Below are 14,860 nucleotides of genomic sequence, written 5' to 3' on the forward strand. Positions count from 1 at the left end.
GACGGCCTGAACCAAAGGCCGTCTGAAACCGAACAACCAAAAGGAAACCATCATGCAAACCCTGACCATTATCCAGCCGGACGACATGCATTTGCACCTGCGCGACGGCGATGCACTCAAAGCCGTAGCGCCTTTCACCGCCCGCCAAATGGGGCGTGCCGTGATTATGCCCAACTTGAAACCGCCGGTGATCAGCGTGGCCGATGCCTTGGTCTACAAGCAGCGCATTCTCGATGCCTTACCTGAAGGCAGCACTTTCGAGCCGTTGATGACGCTATATCTCACCGACAAATCCACGCCTGAGTTGGTGCGCGAAGCCAAAGCCGCCGGCATTGTGGCCTTCAAACTGTATCCGGCCGGTGCCACTACCAATTCCGATTCCGGCGTAACCGATTTGTTCAAACTGATTCCCGTGTTGCAGGAAATGGCGGCGCAAGACATGCGTTTCTTGGTGCATGGCGAAGTCACCGATGCCGAAATCGATATTTTTGACCGTGAAGCCACCTTTATCGAGCGCGTGATGAAGCCCGTTTTGCAGCAGGTTCCCGATTTGAAAGTGGTGTTTGAACACATCACCACTGCCGATGCCGCCCGCTTAGTACTGGAAGCCGGCGACAACGTAGCGGCCAGCGTGACCCCGCAACATCTACTGCTCAACCGCAACGATTTGCTGGTCGGCGGCGTGCATCCGCATCATTTTTGCTTGCCGGTGTTGAAACGCGAAACCCACCGCCAAGCCTTGGTTGCCGCCGTTACCGGTGACAAAGCACATAAATTCTTCTTGGGTACCGATTCAGCGCCACACGCCAAATCTGCCAAAGAAAATGCTTGCGGCTGCGCCGGTATGTTCAGTGCCATGACCGCCATCGAACTTTACGCCGAAGTGTTTGAAAACGCCGGTGCGCTCGACAAACTCGAAGCTTTCGCCTCTAAAAATGGCGCACGTTTCTACGGCTTGCCGGAAAACAGCCGTACCATTACTTTAGTCAAACAAGCGCAGACTGTTCCTGAAAACGTGCCTTACGGTGATGAAGTATTGGTGCCGATGCGCGCAGGCCAAACCGTGGCTTGGTCGGTGCAATATTGATTGATAGACAAACAAAAATGCCGTCTGAAACTTTTCAGACGGCATTTTTTATACACTAAACAATTAACCGCGTTTCGGATCATCCGGACGCAATTGCACGGCCAAGCGGTCGAGAATGCCGTTGACGAATTTGTGGCCGTCGGTGCCGCCAAAAGTTTTGGTGACTTCAATCGCTTCATTGATGATGACCGGATACGGCGTTTCCGGCATGGCGGATAATTCGTGGCAGGCCATCAGCAATACGGCGCGTTCGATCGGGCTTAAGTCTTTTTCGTCGCGGTCTAGCAGCGGGCGGATGCGTTCCATGTATTCGGCGGCGTTGGTTTTGGTGCCGAAGAATAATTTGGTGAACAATTCTTGGTCTGCTTTTTCAAAGTCGGGCAGGTCTTGAATGTTTTTGGCCACTTCAGGGGCGGCGGTGTTGTTGATGTTGGATTGGTACAGCGCTTGTACCGCAAGCTCGCGGGCGCGGCGGCGTGGTGTTTTCATGGGGATGTCCTTATAAAAGGTTTCAGACGGCCTGATCGGTGACAGGCCGTCTGAAACAAAGCGTCAGATTATTCTTCGTCTTCTTCTGCGTCGAATTGGTTTTCGAGCAAACGGTTCACCAAGTTGGCCATTTCTACGGCAACTTTGGCGGCATCAGATGCTTTTTCTTCAATGCGGGCAACGGCTTGTTCGTCGTTTTCGGTGGTGAGAATGGCGTTGGCAATCGGGATGTTGTAATCCAAGCCGACACGGGTCACGCCGGAGCCGGATTCGTTCGACACCAATTCAAAATGGTAGGTTTCGCCGCGAATCACCACGCCGATGGCGATCAGGGCATCGAATTGCTCGGATGAAGCGAGGTTCATCAAGGCAATCGGCACTTCCAGCGCGCCGGGTACGGTTGCGATGGTGATGTTGCCGTCGGCCACGCCCAATTCTTGCAGCGTGCGGCAGCAGACTTTCAGCATTTCACCGCCGATTTCGTTGGTGAAACGCGCTTGCACGATGCCGATGCGCAGTTGTTTGCCGTCTAAAACGGGTTCGATGATGTTCATGTTTAATCCTTTAAAAGTGGTTTCAGACGGCATGAAATAGAGCCGTCTGAACAATTAATCTTTAGGCTGCCAATCGGCAACGGCTTGAAATTCGCCGTCTTCGTTCAATTCCCATGCGCTGCCTTGCGGCTGTGTAAGCAGGGCGACGATGTCGGGGTTGTTTTTGGTGATGTCCGACATGCTGCACACGGTGAAATTATCCGGATTGTCGGTGTATTCGTCGCTTTCTTCACCGGTGAAAAAACGCCAGCCGCTGTCGTTTTCAAACACCGGTTCTTCGCGGTATAAAAAGCCCACGGCTTGGCCTTGCTCGGTCACGGTTTTGGTGGCGATGCAGCGGTCGAGCGCGGTTTGCAGGGCTTGGGCAAAAATATTCATAAGGTTTGGCTTCTCAATGATGTGGAGGGGATTTTACACGATTCGGCTGTTTTTCGCACTTGCTATCGCCCATGAAATGTGGGGATTGATGTTACAATAGGCCGTCTGAAAAACAATCAGCCTTAAAGTGTTTGCATATTTTTAGCGGAGTATGGAAACCCATTCGGGCTGCGCATAAAGGAAACCGATGAAATCCGATGTATTGAAGCAGCAGGCGCACCAAAGAATCCAGCAGCATTTGGGTTATGCGTTCAGCCGTATCGAATTATTGCAGCAAGCCTTGACCCACCGCAGTTTCAACGCAAAACACAATGAGCGCTTTGAATTTGTCGGCGATGCGATTTTGAATTACACCATCGCTAAAATGTTGTTTGATGCCTTTCCGAAATTGACCGAAGGCGAGCTGTCGCGCTTGCGTGCCAACTTGGTCAACGAAGGCGTATTGGCTGAAATCGCTTTAGAAATGAATGTCGGTGACGGCTTGTATTTAGGCACGGGCGAACTCAAAAGCGGCGGTTTCAGACGGCCTTCCATCTTGGCCGATGCCATGGAAGCCATGTTCGCCGCAGTAAGCTTTGATGCCGATTTTGCCACGGCGGAGAAGGTGGTGCGCCATTTGTTTGCCAGCCGAGTGAAGTCCGTCGATTTCAAAAATCAAGGCAAAGACAACAAAACCACGCTGCAAGAAGCCCTGCAAGCCCGCCGCTTGGCCTTGCCGAAATACCGCATCGAAGAGCAAATCGGCACAGCCAACGACAGTCGGTTTGTGATTTCCTGCGATTTGGGCGAACTCGGTTTCATCTGCAAAGCCCAAGGCACCAGCCGCAAAACCGCCGAGCAGGAAGCCGCTGCCGAAGCACTGAAATGGTTGGAACAAACATTCCCGATCAAGCGCAAAAAATAAGGGTGAGGCCGTATGAAAGTTTTGATAATAATCGGCGTGTTGGTAATTGTGGCCATGGCCGCGTATGCCGCTTATTTATGGTTGAAAGTGTACCGCCAAAAACAGCAAGCCGAACAAGCCCAAGACGAGCGCCGTCGCAAACTCGCTCAAAGCATAGATCTGATTGCTATGGCGATGGCGCAAGGACAATGCAATTTATCCGAAGGCGTGTTGCGGCTAAAGCCTTTAATTGAATCAGCCGGACTCGATTTCAGCAGATATCCGGCCATGAACAAGCTACATGAAGTGGTGGCCGATATGCCGATTTTGGCAGAACGCCGACAACTCAAGCGCAACGAGCGTATGAAGTTGGATCTAATCCGAGAAAGCAGCGAAACCGGGCTGGAAAGCGAAATTGTGGCAGAGGCCGTGAATATGCGACAAGCTGTGGAAGCGTGGTTGCCGAAGCAGGCCAATCAATAATTTAAAAGAGTTTTCAGACGGCCTGTTTTTATCAATAGGCTGAGAACTTTCAGAACTCGAAAATTTTTAGAAATCTTTAAACCGTCATTCCCGCGCAGGCGGGAATCCAGACCTATCGGCTTCAGGAATATTTAGCTATTACAGTAATTTGAAGTTCTGGATTCCCGCCTGCGCGGGAATGACGAGTAGAGTTTACTTGGTTCAAATTAAGTTGTGCGAAAGTCTCAGGCCGTCTGAAAACCAAAAATACGAAAGAAAAACATGGACATCGAAACCTTCTTAAACAACGAATCCCAGCGTAGCGAAAACTACCGCTGCGGCTTCGTGGCCATTGTCGGCCGACCGAACGTGGGCAAATCTACCCTGATGAATCACTTAATCGGCCAAAAAATCAGCATCACCAGCAAAAAAGCCCAAACCACGCGCAACCGCGTGACCGGCATCTACACCGACGACACCGCACAATTCGTGTTCGTCGATACCCCCGGTTTTCAAATCAATCACCGCAACGCCTTAAATGACCGCCTCAACCAAAACGTCACCGAAGCATTAAGCGGCGTCGATGTGGCGGTGTTTGTGGTAGAAGCCATGCGCTTTACCGATGCTGACCGCGTAGTGATGAAACAATTGCCGTCACACACGCCGGTTGTACTGGTGGTGAACAAAATCGATAAAGACAAAGCCAAAGACAAATACGCGCTTGAAGCCTTTGTTAACGAAGTGAAAGCCGAATTTGAATTTGCCGGCCACGAAGTCGTCAGCGCCAAACACGGCTTACGCATCGCCAACCTGCTGGAGCAGCTCAAACCGTATCTGCCCGAAAGCATTCCCATGTATCCCGAAGACATGGTCACCGACAAATCCAGCCGCTTCTTGGCCATGGAAATCGTGCGTGAAAAACTGTTCCGCTACTTAGGCGAAGAATTGCCTTACGCGATGAACGTCGAAGTCGAACAATTCGAAGAAACCGAAACCGGCATGTTAAACATCTACATCGCCGTATTGGTCGACAAAGACAGCCAAAAAGCCATCCTCATCGGCAAAGGCGGCGAACGCCTGAAAAAAATCTCTACCGAAGCACGCTTGGACATGGAAAAACTTTTTAATGCCAAAGTGTTTTTAAAAGTGTGGGCGAAAGTCAAATCCGGCTGGGCGGACGATATCCGTTTCCTGCGCGAATTGGGGCTGTAAGAAAAAAAGTGTAGGGTGGCGTGCTTCGCCGACACAACCGACTGAATATAAAGCAAAACCATGCCAGTTATGCCGTCTGAAAAATTTTCAGACGGCATCACACATAGGGCGGATATGCCTATCCGCTAAATACAACAAGACAGAGCGCGTAGGTCGGGTATGTTTACCCGCAAATCCATACGGCATTTTAAATCAAAAAATTAAGGAAAATATTATGAATAATCAAGAAGTTAAAAATATTTGCGGGGGGGGGGGGTAGACTGCCCGGCTGAAAACCCGAATACGATATTAAAAGGTAATCTTGCCAAACTCAAATCCCTCTTTCCTGAAGTCTTCAGCGAAAACCAAATTGATTTTGAAAAACTCAAATTAGCGTTGGGCGAAGACAACCTTTGCGCCCAGAACGAACGCTATCAACTTAATTGGGCAGGCAAATCCGATGCCTACCGCACCTTGCAATCGCCCACATTCAACACCCTTGCGCCCTGCATTGCCGAAAGCGTGGATTTTCACGACACGCAAAACGTATTTATCGAAGCGGAAAATTTGGAAGCCCTGAAAATTCTGCAAAAATCCTACGCGGGCAAAGTCAAAATGATTTACATCGACCCGCCCTACAACACAGGCAGCGACAGCTTTGTCTATCCCGACAAATTCGCCGAAACCCGCGAAGAATACGCCAAACGTGTGGGCGACAAAGACCAAGACGGCTATTTATTGCGCGACGGCGCATTTGCCGGCGCGTGGCGCAAAAACAGCAAAGACAACGGACACTATCACAGCAACTGGCTCTCCATGATGTTGCCGCGCCTGCATTTGGCAAAGACGCTGTTGCGCGAAGACGGCGTGATTTTTATCAGCATTGACGACAACGAACAGGCGCAACTGAAATTGCTTTGCGATGAAGTATTTGGGGCGGAGAATTTTGTATCGGAAATTGTTTGGCGCAGAACAGATAATCAACCAAATATTGGAAATTTAGCTAAAGTAAAAGAATATCTACTTTGTTATGCTAAGAATATTTATGAACTTGAGCTGGGAAAATTATCATTAACAGATAAGGCATTAAAGGAATATAGGTATTCAGATGAAAATGGATTATTTCGTAGAAAAATATTGCTAGATAAAACAAGGGGAAGACACTTTTATGATGTAAAAACCAAATCAGGAAATATTCTGACTGGTCCTTGGATGATAAAAAAAGAAGATTTTGAAAAATTAGATGCGGAAAATGGAATTTATTGGACTAGCGGAGGAGATGAACAACCTTATGGAAAATTATATTTAGATAATTCAAAAGGACAAATTCCTAATGATTTCTGGGGTATTGAATTTGGCACAAATCAACGTGGCAGTTTAGAAGTAGAGGAGTTACTAGAAAATCGTTATTTTGATTTCCCAAAACCAACTTTGCTAATAACTAATTTATTGAAATTAGGCTCAAATTCAAATGATTTAATCCTAGACTTCTTTTCAGGCTATGGATGGCACTGTATATATGCGATGGAAAACGGTGCTTCCTCTGTAGTAGGTGTTGATATTTCTCATAAAATGCTCGAAGTAGCAAAAGGAAAAACCCATTTTCCACAGATTGAATATGAATGCTGTGCCATAGAAGATGTGGATTTCCCAGAGGAGAGCTTTGATGTAATACTAAGTTCGCTTGCGTTTCATTATGTAGCAGACTATGAGAATTTAATAAAAAAGATATATAGGATGCTGAAGGCTGGTGGCAATTTAGTTTTTACAGTTGAACATCCTGTTTTTACTGCTCATGGAACACAAGACTGGTATTATAACGAAAAAGGAGAAATACTGCATTTCCCGGTGGACAATTATTATTATGAGGGCAAACGGACAGCTATGTTTTTGGAAGAAAAGGTTACAAAATATCATAGAACACTGACCACATATCTAAATACACTGCTTTCAAATAGTTTTATAATAAATCAGATTGTGGAGCCACAGCCGCCAGAGAACATGATGGATATTCCGGGGATGGCGGATGAAATGCGACGCCCAATGATGCTGATTGTATCGGCAAAAAAGAAGATGTAATAATATAGAAAAAATAAACGAGGAGTATGTAAATGAGATCAGAAAAAGAAATGATGGATTTAGTACTTTCTTTAGCAGAACAGGATGAACGTATTCGAATTGTGACCCTTGAGGGGTCACGCGCAAATATTAATATACCTAAAGATGAATTTCAGGATTATGATATTACATATTTTGTAAGTGATATAGAACCGTTTATATCTAATGATGACTGGCTTAATCAATTTGGGAATATTATAATGATGCAAAAACCGGAGGATATGGAACTATTCCCGGCTGAAGAGAAAGGCTACTCCTATATAATACTTTTTGATGATTATAATAAAATAGACCTTACCTTATTGCCCCTGGAAGAGTTGGGAAACTACCTGAATGACGATAAATTGATAAAGATTATTCTGGATAAGGATGGAAGGATTCAGCAAGCTGTAGTTCCGACCGACATGGATTATCATATAAGAAAACCCAGTGCCCGGGAATACGATGACTGCTGCAATGAATTCTGGAACACCACTACCTATGTGGTTAAGGGACTGTGCCGTAAGGAAATTTTATTTGCTATTGATCATTTTAATCAGATTGTTCGCCATGAGCTGCTGAGAATGATATCATGGAAGGTCGGCATCGAAACAGGCTTTAAATTAAGTGTAGGCAAGAACTATAAGTTTATTGAAAGGTATATATCCGAGGATTTGTGGGAGAAACTTTTGTCCACCTACCGGATGGATTCCTATGAAAACATATGGGAAGCATTATTTCTATGCCATCAATTGTTCAGGGCGGTATCCGGTGAGGTGGCGGAAAGGCTTCATTATGCCTATCCGGAGTATGATAGGAATATAACAAAATATACCAGGGACATGTATAAAAAATACACTGGTAAAACCGGCTGCCTGGATAGCACATATGCCGCTGATATAGAAGAGAGGCGGGAACAGTGATTACAGAAATGAAAGCAGGGCACCTGAAAGATATCGATAAACCCAGCGAACCATTTGAGGTGATAGGTAAGATTATACCGAGGTATGAAAACGAGAATTGGACCTTTACAGAATTACTCTATGAAGCGCCATATTTAAAAAGCTACCAAGACGAAGAGGATGAAGAGGATGAGGAGGCAGATTGCCTTGAATATATTGACAATACTGATAAGATAATATATCTTTACTACCAAGACGATAAATGCGTCGGAAAAGTTAAACTGCGAAAAAATTGGAACCGGTACGCTTATATAGAAGATATCGCCGTATGTAAGGATTTCAGGGGGCAAGGCATAGGCAGCGCGCTTATCAATATATCTATAGAATGGGCAAAGCATAAAAACTTGCATGGACTAATGCTTGAAACCCAGGACAATAACCTTATAGCTTGTAAATTCTATCATAATTGTGGTTTCAAAATCGGCTCCGTCGATACTATGTTATACGCCAACTTTGAAAAAGCTGTTTTCTGGTATTTAAGGTTTTAGAATGCAAGGAACAGTGAATTGGAGTTCGTCTTGTTATAATTAGCTTCTTGGGGTATCTTTAAATACTGTAGAAAAGAGAAAGGAAATAATAAATGGCTAAAATGAGAATATCACCGGAATTGAAAAAACTGATCGAAAAATACCGCTGCGTAAAAGATACGGAAGGAATGTCTCCTGCTAAGGTATATAAGCTGGTGGGAGAAAATGAAAACCTATATTTAAAAATGACGGACAGCCGGTATAAAGGGACCACCTATGATGTGGAACGAGAAAAGGACATGATGCTATGGCTGGAAGGAAAGCTGCCTGTTCCAAAGGTCCTGCACTTTGAACGGCATGATGGCTGGAGCAATCTGCTCATGAGTGAGGCCGATGGCGTCCTTTGCTCGGAAGAGTATGAAGATGAACAAAGCCCTGAAAAGATTATCGAGCTGTATGCGGAGTGCATCAGGCTCTTTCACTCCATCGACATATCGGATTGTCCCTATACGAATAGCTTAGACAGCCGCTTAGCCGAATTGGATTACTTACTGAATAACGATCTGGCCGATGTGGATTGCGAAAACTGGGAAGAAGACACTCCATTTAAAGATCCGCGCGAGCTGTATGATTTTTTAAAGACGGAAAAGCCCGAAGAGGAACTTGTCTTTTCCCACGGCGACCTGGGAGACAGCAACATCTTTGTGAAAGATGGCAAAGTAAGTGGCTTTATTGATCTTGGGAGAAGCGGCAGGGCGGACAAGTGGTATGACATTGCCTTCTGCGTCCGCTCGATCAGGGAGGATATCGGGGAAGAACAGTATGTCGAGCTATTTTTTGACTTACTGGGGATCAAGCCTGATTGGGAGAAAATAAAATATTATATTTTACTGGATGAATTGTTTTAGTACCTAGATTTAGATGTCTAAAAAGCTTTAACTACAAGCTTTTTAGACATCTAATCTTTTCTGAAGTACATCCGCAACTGTCCATACTCTGATGTTTTATATCTTTTCTAAAAGTTCGCTAGATAGAGTTCTATATTAGAGATGTAAAGAGTTTTGGTGAAGAGGTTTGTGAGTATGGCTTTTATAACCAGGGTGCAATGAGAAGCACTAACAGCAGCTAGCTTAAGAACGCATAGGATATACTTTTTATGGAAGTCACAGAGGAGGAATAAAATTTGAACAGGATTAACAGAGTAACCTCTATTCTTATTCAGCTGCAATCAAAAAAAATAATTCCTGCCAAAGAAATTGCACAGCGATTTAATATAAGCTTAAGGACAGTTTACAGAGATATCCGGACACTTGAAGAAGCCGGAATACCAATTGGATCTGAGGCCGGAAAAGGATATTTTCTTGTAGAGGGCTTCCTACTTCCGCCGGTAATGTTTACAGCGGCGGAAGTGGGTGCATTGATTACAGCAGGGAAATTTTTAAATTGCCATGGAGATGAATCATTTATAAAGGATTTTGATTCAGCTATGTATAAAATCAAATCTATTTTGAAGCATGGTGAAAAAAACTATGCACAGGAGTTGGAGAACAGTATTAACGTGTACAGCACATCTGGACAGAAAAATACATTGGCGGATAACGTTATTGCAGCAATTCAGACTGCAATCTGCAATAAAAGGGTAATATCAATTCAATATCCTGCATCAGGAGGGCAAGAACCGGAAAGCAGAATGATAGAGCCTATATCACTGGGGTTTTATGAACAGAACTGGTACTTAATCGGTTTTGCAGGCTAAGAAATGAATATAGGAATTTTCGTGTGGATCGGATTAAAAGCATTTGCATAGAAGAAGAGCTCTGTCAAAGCCATGATGGCTCTTTGGAACAAATATTAAAACAAATGCTTTCATATAAAAAACTATATAATGTAATTCTTAGAGCTGAAAAAGGGGAGACATACAATTCTATCAAGAACAGGTATTCTCTCGGCTTCCTTGAAGAAACCGATTTGGGAAGTAAAATGGAAATCGAATTCCAGACAGATTCCTTTGAGATATTGAGCAAGCAGCTGATTGAATATGGATCAGGCATTGAAATAGTCCAACCTGATGAATTAAAATGCATAACCCGTAAACACCTGGCACAAATTACGAATCACTGCCTAAACTTGATTTAGAGAAAGCGATTGGTCTGTTATGTATTTTTTGTAAGGTTTCATATCCCCTGCTGACATACAGCTGTCAGTGTATTATGATATTCTACTATCAAAAAGGAGGATTGAAAAATATGAAACCAAAGATAATTATGCACACACAAATTAGCCTTGATGGCCGCATTAAAGGCTTTGATAATCCGGAAGTTTACTACCAGGTTGCCGGGGGAATTCATTCGGATGCGGTGCTGTTTGGGTCCAATACTGTTTTTACTGCATTTGAAAAATATCCTGCTGAAACAGAGGCTGATTTTGAGAAAATCATAACAAGCCCGGAGGACCCCAGACCAATAGGAGTCATACCTGACAGCAGAGGTATCTTGAGAAGTCTTCATTGCTTAAGAAATCTTGGATATCTGAAGGAAATTGTCATTCTGGTATCAACTGCCACTCCGAAGGAATATTTGAATTATTTGGAGGAAAGGCATTACCCATATATTGTGTCAGGAAATGATCATGTGGACTATGAAAAAGCCTTTCAGATCCTGCATGAGCAATATGGGTGTAAATACATGCGGACAGACAGTGGCGGTGGATTAACCAACAAATTATTAGAAAACGGACTTATTGATGAAATCAGTCTTGTGATATCACCATGTTTTGTAGGTAATAAAGAAAAACAACTATTTGATAACCTTCTGTTATCTGAAAAAGTTAATTTGGAATTGCAGGGAACAGAGAATGCAGAACATGGCTGTCTGTCATTGCGCTATGCTGTGAAAAATAAGGATTAGTGCAGCATACTTTAAAAAGTGTCTGTTGGGACAGTGTCCTAAAGGAAGCATAAGCTCATGGCTAGCGGCGGTGTTAAAGTAACGGCACTCGGCCCCAATATATAGTTGATATGCCCCTAAGCCTTTGAGGGCAAGGCGGTCAACCGCGCCTTTTCCGGTCCGCATACAGTCGTTCAATGAGGGTATCAAGCTCGGCAATGCGGCGGTGCTTCTCGGTGGTTCGTTTCTTCGCCGCCGTTTTCGGCTAATTCTAATTGATCCGAACTGTAAGGATAAGCAATTATCCGGGGCTAGTTAAGTATCTTAGAGAGGAAGATAAAGATAAGTAAACCAATTTTAAAGTTGTACCGAATAAAGCCTTCAAGAGGACAACATGCTTTTGAAGGCTTTATTGCTTACAATTACTTGGATTGTAACGCAAAAGCAGGCACCAAATCAATGAAAAATAGCCTATCCAGGCGACTGTTTCAGAAATATGGGCTTCCGCCAAGGGGATACCAGTGGGGTGCGACATCTTTTTTGCCCACTCAAGGCATGTAGAGTCCATTGTTCTGTTGCGAAAAAGATAAAAAATCAAATCAGTTTTATAGAGATGTAAGTTGTTGATGATAACTTGCATCTTTTTCATATGTTAAGATTGGAGTGATAAGGATGATAAAAAATGATACATGTAGTGAAGATACCAGTTAAAAATAAAACGAAAGAAGTAGTAAGAATTACAGTATATTGTAGAGTAAGTAAAAATATAGAAGAACAACGTTCAGGTTTAAATAGTCAAATTGCATATTTTAAAGAACTTTCTAACAAAGTAATAGAAATCGATTTAGCTGAAGTGTATCACGATGTTGGAAGAAGTGGGTTAATAAAGAATGGAAGAACAAGCTATAAAAAAATGATTGTAGATGGATTATAAGGCAAATTTGATTACATTATTACAAAATCAGTTAGTAGGTTTATAATAAAGCATTGTAGTAAAATAAAAAAATATGATATATTTAGATTAGGGCGTGTCCCTAATTTGAATAAGCCCAAAAGAGCCCTATTTTAACCCTATATTCCAACGAAATATAGGCAAACACAAACAATGGCGAGAACCGCAATAACTGACAACATATGGGAACAATTACAAACAACCATGAAAGCGCACGGCTGTCATCAATGGAAGAACGACCGTACCGTGATGGAAGCCATACTATGGAAGCTAAGAACAGGTGCACCATGGCGAGACATACCTATTGAGCTAGGGTCATGGAAAACCGCTTATAACCGCTTTAACCGATGGTCTAAAAAAGGCTTGTGGCAGAATTTTTTTTTGATCTACGAAAAGAAATTGACAAAGAATGGGTATTCATCGACGGAAGTTATGTACGGTGTCATCAACATGCAAGTGGAGCTCGGCGTGGTTTCGATAGAGCAATTGGACAAAGCCGTGGCGGAAACACGACAAAAATACACCTATGTGTGGACTCGCATGGAAATCCGCTCGATTTTAAAGTCACTGGGGGTAACGTGCACGACAGTCAAGTTGCAAACGACTTGATAGAAGTCATACAAGAAGCCCAGTATTTTATCGCTGACAAAGGGTATGACTCGCAAGAAATCAGAGATAAAGCGATAGAACACGGTATGAAAGCTATTATACCAAAGCGTAAAAATGCCAAGAAACCTAACCCTGATTTTGATAGCTACCTTTATAAATTACGCCACTTAGTCGAGAATGCATTTGCACGATTAAAGCAGTTTCGTAGTATTGCTACTCGCTATGAGAAATTAGCTCGTAATTTTAAATCGATGCTTTACTTGGCTTGCTCTATTATTCATGCTAAGTTAAATTGAGGACACGCCCTAGTGATAATAAAAAAAAAGAGCTAAAAATATGAGTTGTCATAGTATTGGGCATGGATTAAATTCAGTGTCTAAAAAGGTATTAGAGTTGTATGATGAAGGGAAAATTGAATTTAGTGTTGCGAAAGATTTATTATACACCACAAGAAATGCTGTACATTATTGTGATGGAAATACGTATGAAGCGATTGCATGTTTTGATGGATGTAGATGTGCTAGATGTTTAAAGAAAACAAATGAGTTATATGGTCTTTATGATGCATTAGATGAGTGTAGAGAGTATTATGATATTTTTAGCAATAAAGAAGATGGAGTATTATCTGGTGATCTTTGTAAGGATTGTTTTGATGAAATTTGTGAAAAACACCATTCGATTATCATAGAAGACGAAGTTGTATATTAAAAAAGTTTTACTCGATAATGGGTAAATCTTCAACTTTTAGCGGAATTATTAGCAGATAGTAATAATATACCTATGATATTTGTGAAGTTTAATCTTATATTTTCAATAAGGGATTACTATACACATTGCTTATCTCTTTTAATCTTTGATTCACGTTGAGAGTGTTGTCTTGATGTCAAGGGTTCAGAAGTAACATGTGAAAAAGGCTTGAAAATAGGTCATTTTAAAAATAGATTGTAATTTTTAAGTACATTGAAATCACGAAAATGCTTGTAAATCAGGGCATGGAAACATATCAATACGGACAGTGGAGTTGACAGAGTAGTAACCAAAATTGAAGGTGTGAACTGGTCTTTTAGCGATAAAATGTTTGTCTACTTTATAAATGATTTAGAGATGTATAGTAAGTGGGAATATTCAGGTGAAAGTGAGTTGCTTATGTTGGAATATAAAGAGGGCATACTATCTTTTGATAATATAATGCAATTCTATTTAGATAAAATGATGCGGGATAAGGTTATTGATTCAATTCCTTCATTTTTTCAGCAGTTACTTAGAATCTGTAAAAAGTTTAAAGCATTAAAAGACATTAGTAACGCATTTGGAAGGGATAAATTAATCCAAGTAACTAAAGAAAATATTTTAATAATATTCCATCAAGTCTGGCAAAGGTATTTATACAGGGAAAATATTTCTGTATTCAAAACTATGGAAAATGAGCTGTATACAATTTTCAAAGGAATGAAATGGAACAGTTTTATGAATAAAATAAAAGTATTCGTTCAGAAGCCGGAAGTAAAATATATCAATCTGTAACCTTTGCAATGGTGGAAGCATATTGGAATAAGGATAAAAGTATTATAGATAAGCAGGGTTGAGAGGAAGAGTCTGAGTATGGACCAGATTAATAGTTGAACTATCTAAACATAAATTGGCAGATTTCGGAATAGAATTTACTATTGTAAATCTTTAAAATATGCGTCAGTTTTATCTTGCTTTTCCAAAAACTACGTATTGTGTCGCGAATTGAGTTGGACACATTATCGCTTGCCTATGCGAGTGGAGAAACCCCGTGAATTTTAACGAATAAATTTACTCCACCATTATGTAATGAAAATACTTTTGTCATGGTGTAT

General features: G+C 42.4%; 18 protein-coding genes. 15 read left to right on the plus strand and 3 right to left on the minus strand.

Going from position 1 to position 14,860, the window contains the following annotated elements; translation table 11 throughout:
* The first annotated feature begins 52 nt into the window (after positions 1–52).
* Positions 53–1,087 (plus strand): dihydroorotase, encoded by a 1,035-nt coding sequence (pyrC, locus tag GJV52_RS09415; protein WP_100563419.1) that lies wholly within the window; start codon positions 53–55, stop codon positions 1,085–1,087.
* Between the two features lie 63 nt (positions 1,088–1,150).
* Here pyrC and nusB read toward each other — a convergent pair whose 3' ends face one another.
* The 3 genes from nusB to GJV52_RS09430 all read right to left on the minus strand — a co-directional run bounded on the left by nusB (position 1,151) and on the right by GJV52_RS09430 (position 2,508).
* A complete protein-coding gene (gene nusB / locus GJV52_RS09420) occupies positions 1,151–1,576 on the minus strand; it encodes a transcription antitermination factor NusB (RefSeq protein WP_096295558.1) in 426 nt (141 codons plus the stop codon).
* A 68-nt stretch (positions 1,577–1,644) separates the two neighbouring features.
* Positions 1,645–2,130, minus strand: coding sequence for a 6,7-dimethyl-8-ribityllumazine synthase (gene ribH, locus GJV52_RS09425; protein ID WP_095502116.1), 486 nt, complete (start codon positions 2,128–2,130; stop codon positions 1,645–1,647).
* A 54-nt stretch (positions 2,131–2,184) separates the two neighbouring features.
* A complete protein-coding gene (locus GJV52_RS09430) occupies positions 2,185–2,508 on the minus strand; it encodes a DUF2185 domain-containing protein (protein ID WP_095502115.1) in 324 nt (107 codons plus the stop codon).
* A gap of 187 nt (positions 2,509–2,695) precedes the next feature.
* Here GJV52_RS09430 and rnc point away from each other — a divergent pair, with 187 nt between their 5' ends.
* The 14 genes from rnc (at position 2,696) to GJV52_RS09515 (ending at position 14,540) form a co-directional block, all read left to right on the plus strand.
* On the plus strand, positions 2,696–3,412 hold the full coding sequence (gene rnc / locus GJV52_RS09435) for a ribonuclease III (protein ID WP_095502114.1): 717 nt from the start codon (positions 2,696–2,698) through the stop codon (positions 3,410–3,412).
* Positions 3,413–3,424: 12 nt separating this feature from the next.
* Positions 3,425–3,874, plus strand: coding sequence for a DUF2489 domain-containing protein (locus GJV52_RS09440; RefSeq protein ID WP_100563421.1), 450 nt, complete (start codon positions 3,425–3,427; stop codon positions 3,872–3,874).
* Positions 3,875–4,135: 261 nt separating this feature from the next.
* Positions 4,136–5,065 (plus strand): GTPase Era, encoded by a 930-nt coding sequence (gene era, locus GJV52_RS09445; RefSeq protein WP_095502112.1) that lies wholly within the window; start codon positions 4,136–4,138, stop codon positions 5,063–5,065.
* A 501-nt stretch (positions 5,066–5,566) separates the two neighbouring features.
* A complete protein-coding gene (locus GJV52_RS09450; protein ID WP_456152477.1) occupies positions 5,567–7,123 on the plus strand; it encodes a DNA methyltransferase in 1,557 nt (518 codons plus the stop codon).
* A 32-nt stretch (positions 7,124–7,155) separates the two neighbouring features.
* A complete protein-coding gene (locus tag GJV52_RS09455; RefSeq protein ID WP_001255864.1) occupies positions 7,156–8,064 on the plus strand; it encodes an aminoglycoside nucleotidyltransferase ANT(6)-Ia in 909 nt (302 codons plus the stop codon).
* Positions 8,061–8,591, plus strand: coding sequence for a streptothricin N-acetyltransferase Sat4 (gene sat4 / locus GJV52_RS09460; protein WP_000627289.1), 531 nt, complete (start codon positions 8,061–8,063; stop codon positions 8,589–8,591). The genes GJV52_RS09455 and sat4 overlap by 4 nt, the downstream gene beginning before the upstream one ends.
* Before the next feature lie 92 nt (positions 8,592–8,683).
* Positions 8,684–9,478 (plus strand): aminoglycoside O-phosphotransferase APH(3')-IIIa, encoded by a 795-nt coding sequence (aph(3')-IIIa, locus tag GJV52_RS09465; protein ID WP_001096887.1) that lies wholly within the window; start codon positions 8,684–8,686, stop codon positions 9,476–9,478.
* 275 nt (positions 9,479–9,753) lie between these two features.
* Positions 9,754–10,326 carry a helix-turn-helix transcriptional regulator gene (locus GJV52_RS13575; protein WP_001079938.1) on the plus strand — a complete coding sequence of 191 codons (573 nt, stop codon included), beginning with the start codon at positions 9,754–9,756 and terminating at the stop codon, positions 10,324–10,326.
* A gap of 23 nt (positions 10,327–10,349) precedes the next feature.
* Positions 10,350–10,706: a WYL domain-containing protein gene (locus GJV52_RS13580; protein ID WP_000374054.1), complete on the plus strand. Its 357-nt coding sequence runs from the start codon at positions 10,350–10,352 to the stop codon at positions 10,704–10,706.
* A 128-nt stretch (positions 10,707–10,834) separates the two neighbouring features.
* Positions 10,835–11,476 (plus strand): dihydrofolate reductase family protein, encoded by a 642-nt coding sequence (locus GJV52_RS09490; protein ID WP_456152474.1) that lies wholly within the window; start codon positions 10,835–10,837, stop codon positions 11,474–11,476.
* 661 nt (positions 11,477–12,137) lie between these two features.
* Positions 12,138–12,389: a recombinase family protein gene (locus GJV52_RS09500; protein ID WP_000582200.1), complete on the plus strand. Its 252-nt coding sequence runs from the start codon at positions 12,138–12,140 to the stop codon at positions 12,387–12,389.
* A 171-nt stretch (positions 12,390–12,560) separates the two neighbouring features.
* Positions 12,561–13,312, plus strand: a protein-coding gene (locus GJV52_RS09505; RefSeq protein WP_096121706.1) for an IS5-like element IS1301 family transposase whose coding sequence is annotated in 2 segments (ribosomal slippage) — positions 12,561–12,780 and positions 12,780–13,312 — 753 coding nt in all. Because the reading frame shifts where the segments join, the coding sequence is not laid out codon by codon here.
* A 40-nt stretch (positions 13,313–13,352) separates the two neighbouring features.
* Positions 13,353–13,724, plus strand: coding sequence for a hypothetical protein (locus GJV52_RS09510; protein WP_001277639.1), 372 nt, complete (start codon positions 13,353–13,355; stop codon positions 13,722–13,724).
* Positions 13,725–14,120: 396 nt separating this feature from the next.
* Positions 14,121–14,540 (plus strand): hypothetical protein, encoded by a 420-nt coding sequence (locus tag GJV52_RS09515; protein ID WP_229439406.1) that lies wholly within the window; start codon positions 14,121–14,123, stop codon positions 14,538–14,540.
* Positions 14,541–14,860 lie beyond the last annotated feature (320 nt).

Source organism: Neisseria brasiliensis, assembly GCF_009671065.1.
GTDB classification, from domain to species: domain Bacteria; phylum Pseudomonadota; class Gammaproteobacteria; order Burkholderiales; family Neisseriaceae; genus Neisseria; species Neisseria brasiliensis.

What these genes read in the sequence shown, in the direction of transcription:
- GJV52_RS09440 (WP_100563421.1), top strand. Translation starts at nt 3,425, where the DNA reads ATGAAAGTTTTGATAATAATCGGCGTGTTGGTAATTGTGGCCATGGCC.
- GJV52_RS09500 (WP_000582200.1), top strand. Translation starts at nt 12,138, where the DNA reads ATGATACATGTAGTGAAGATACCAGTTAAAAATAAAACGAAAGAAGTA.
- nusB (WP_096295558.1), bottom strand. Translation starts at nt 1,576, where the DNA reads ATGAAAACACCACGCCGCCGCGCCCGCGAGCTTGCGGTACAAGCGCTG.
- rnc (WP_095502114.1), top strand. Translation starts at nt 2,696, where the DNA reads ATGAAATCCGATGTATTGAAGCAGCAGGCGCACCAAAGAATCCAGCAG.
- GJV52_RS09510 (WP_001277639.1), top strand. Translation starts at nt 13,353, where the DNA reads ATGAGTTGTCATAGTATTGGGCATGGATTAAATTCAGTGTCTAAAAAG.
- GJV52_RS09455 (WP_001255864.1), top strand. Translation starts at nt 7,156, where the DNA reads ATGAGATCAGAAAAAGAAATGATGGATTTAGTACTTTCTTTAGCAGAA.
- GJV52_RS09515 (WP_229439406.1), top strand. Translation starts at nt 14,121, where the DNA reads ATGTATAGTAAGTGGGAATATTCAGGTGAAAGTGAGTTGCTTATGTTG.
- pyrC (WP_100563419.1), top strand. Translation starts at nt 53, where the DNA reads ATGCAAACCCTGACCATTATCCAGCCGGACGACATGCATTTGCACCTG.
- GJV52_RS09490 (WP_456152474.1), top strand. Translation starts at nt 10,835, where the DNA reads ATGCACACACAAATTAGCCTTGATGGCCGCATTAAAGGCTTTGATAAT.
- era (WP_095502112.1), top strand. Translation starts at nt 4,136, where the DNA reads ATGGACATCGAAACCTTCTTAAACAACGAATCCCAGCGTAGCGAAAAC.
- ribH (WP_095502116.1), bottom strand. Translation starts at nt 2,130, where the DNA reads ATGAACATCATCGAACCCGTTTTAGACGGCAAACAACTGCGCATCGGC.
- GJV52_RS09430 (WP_095502115.1), bottom strand. Translation starts at nt 2,508, where the DNA reads ATGAATATTTTTGCCCAAGCCCTGCAAACCGCGCTCGACCGCTGCATC.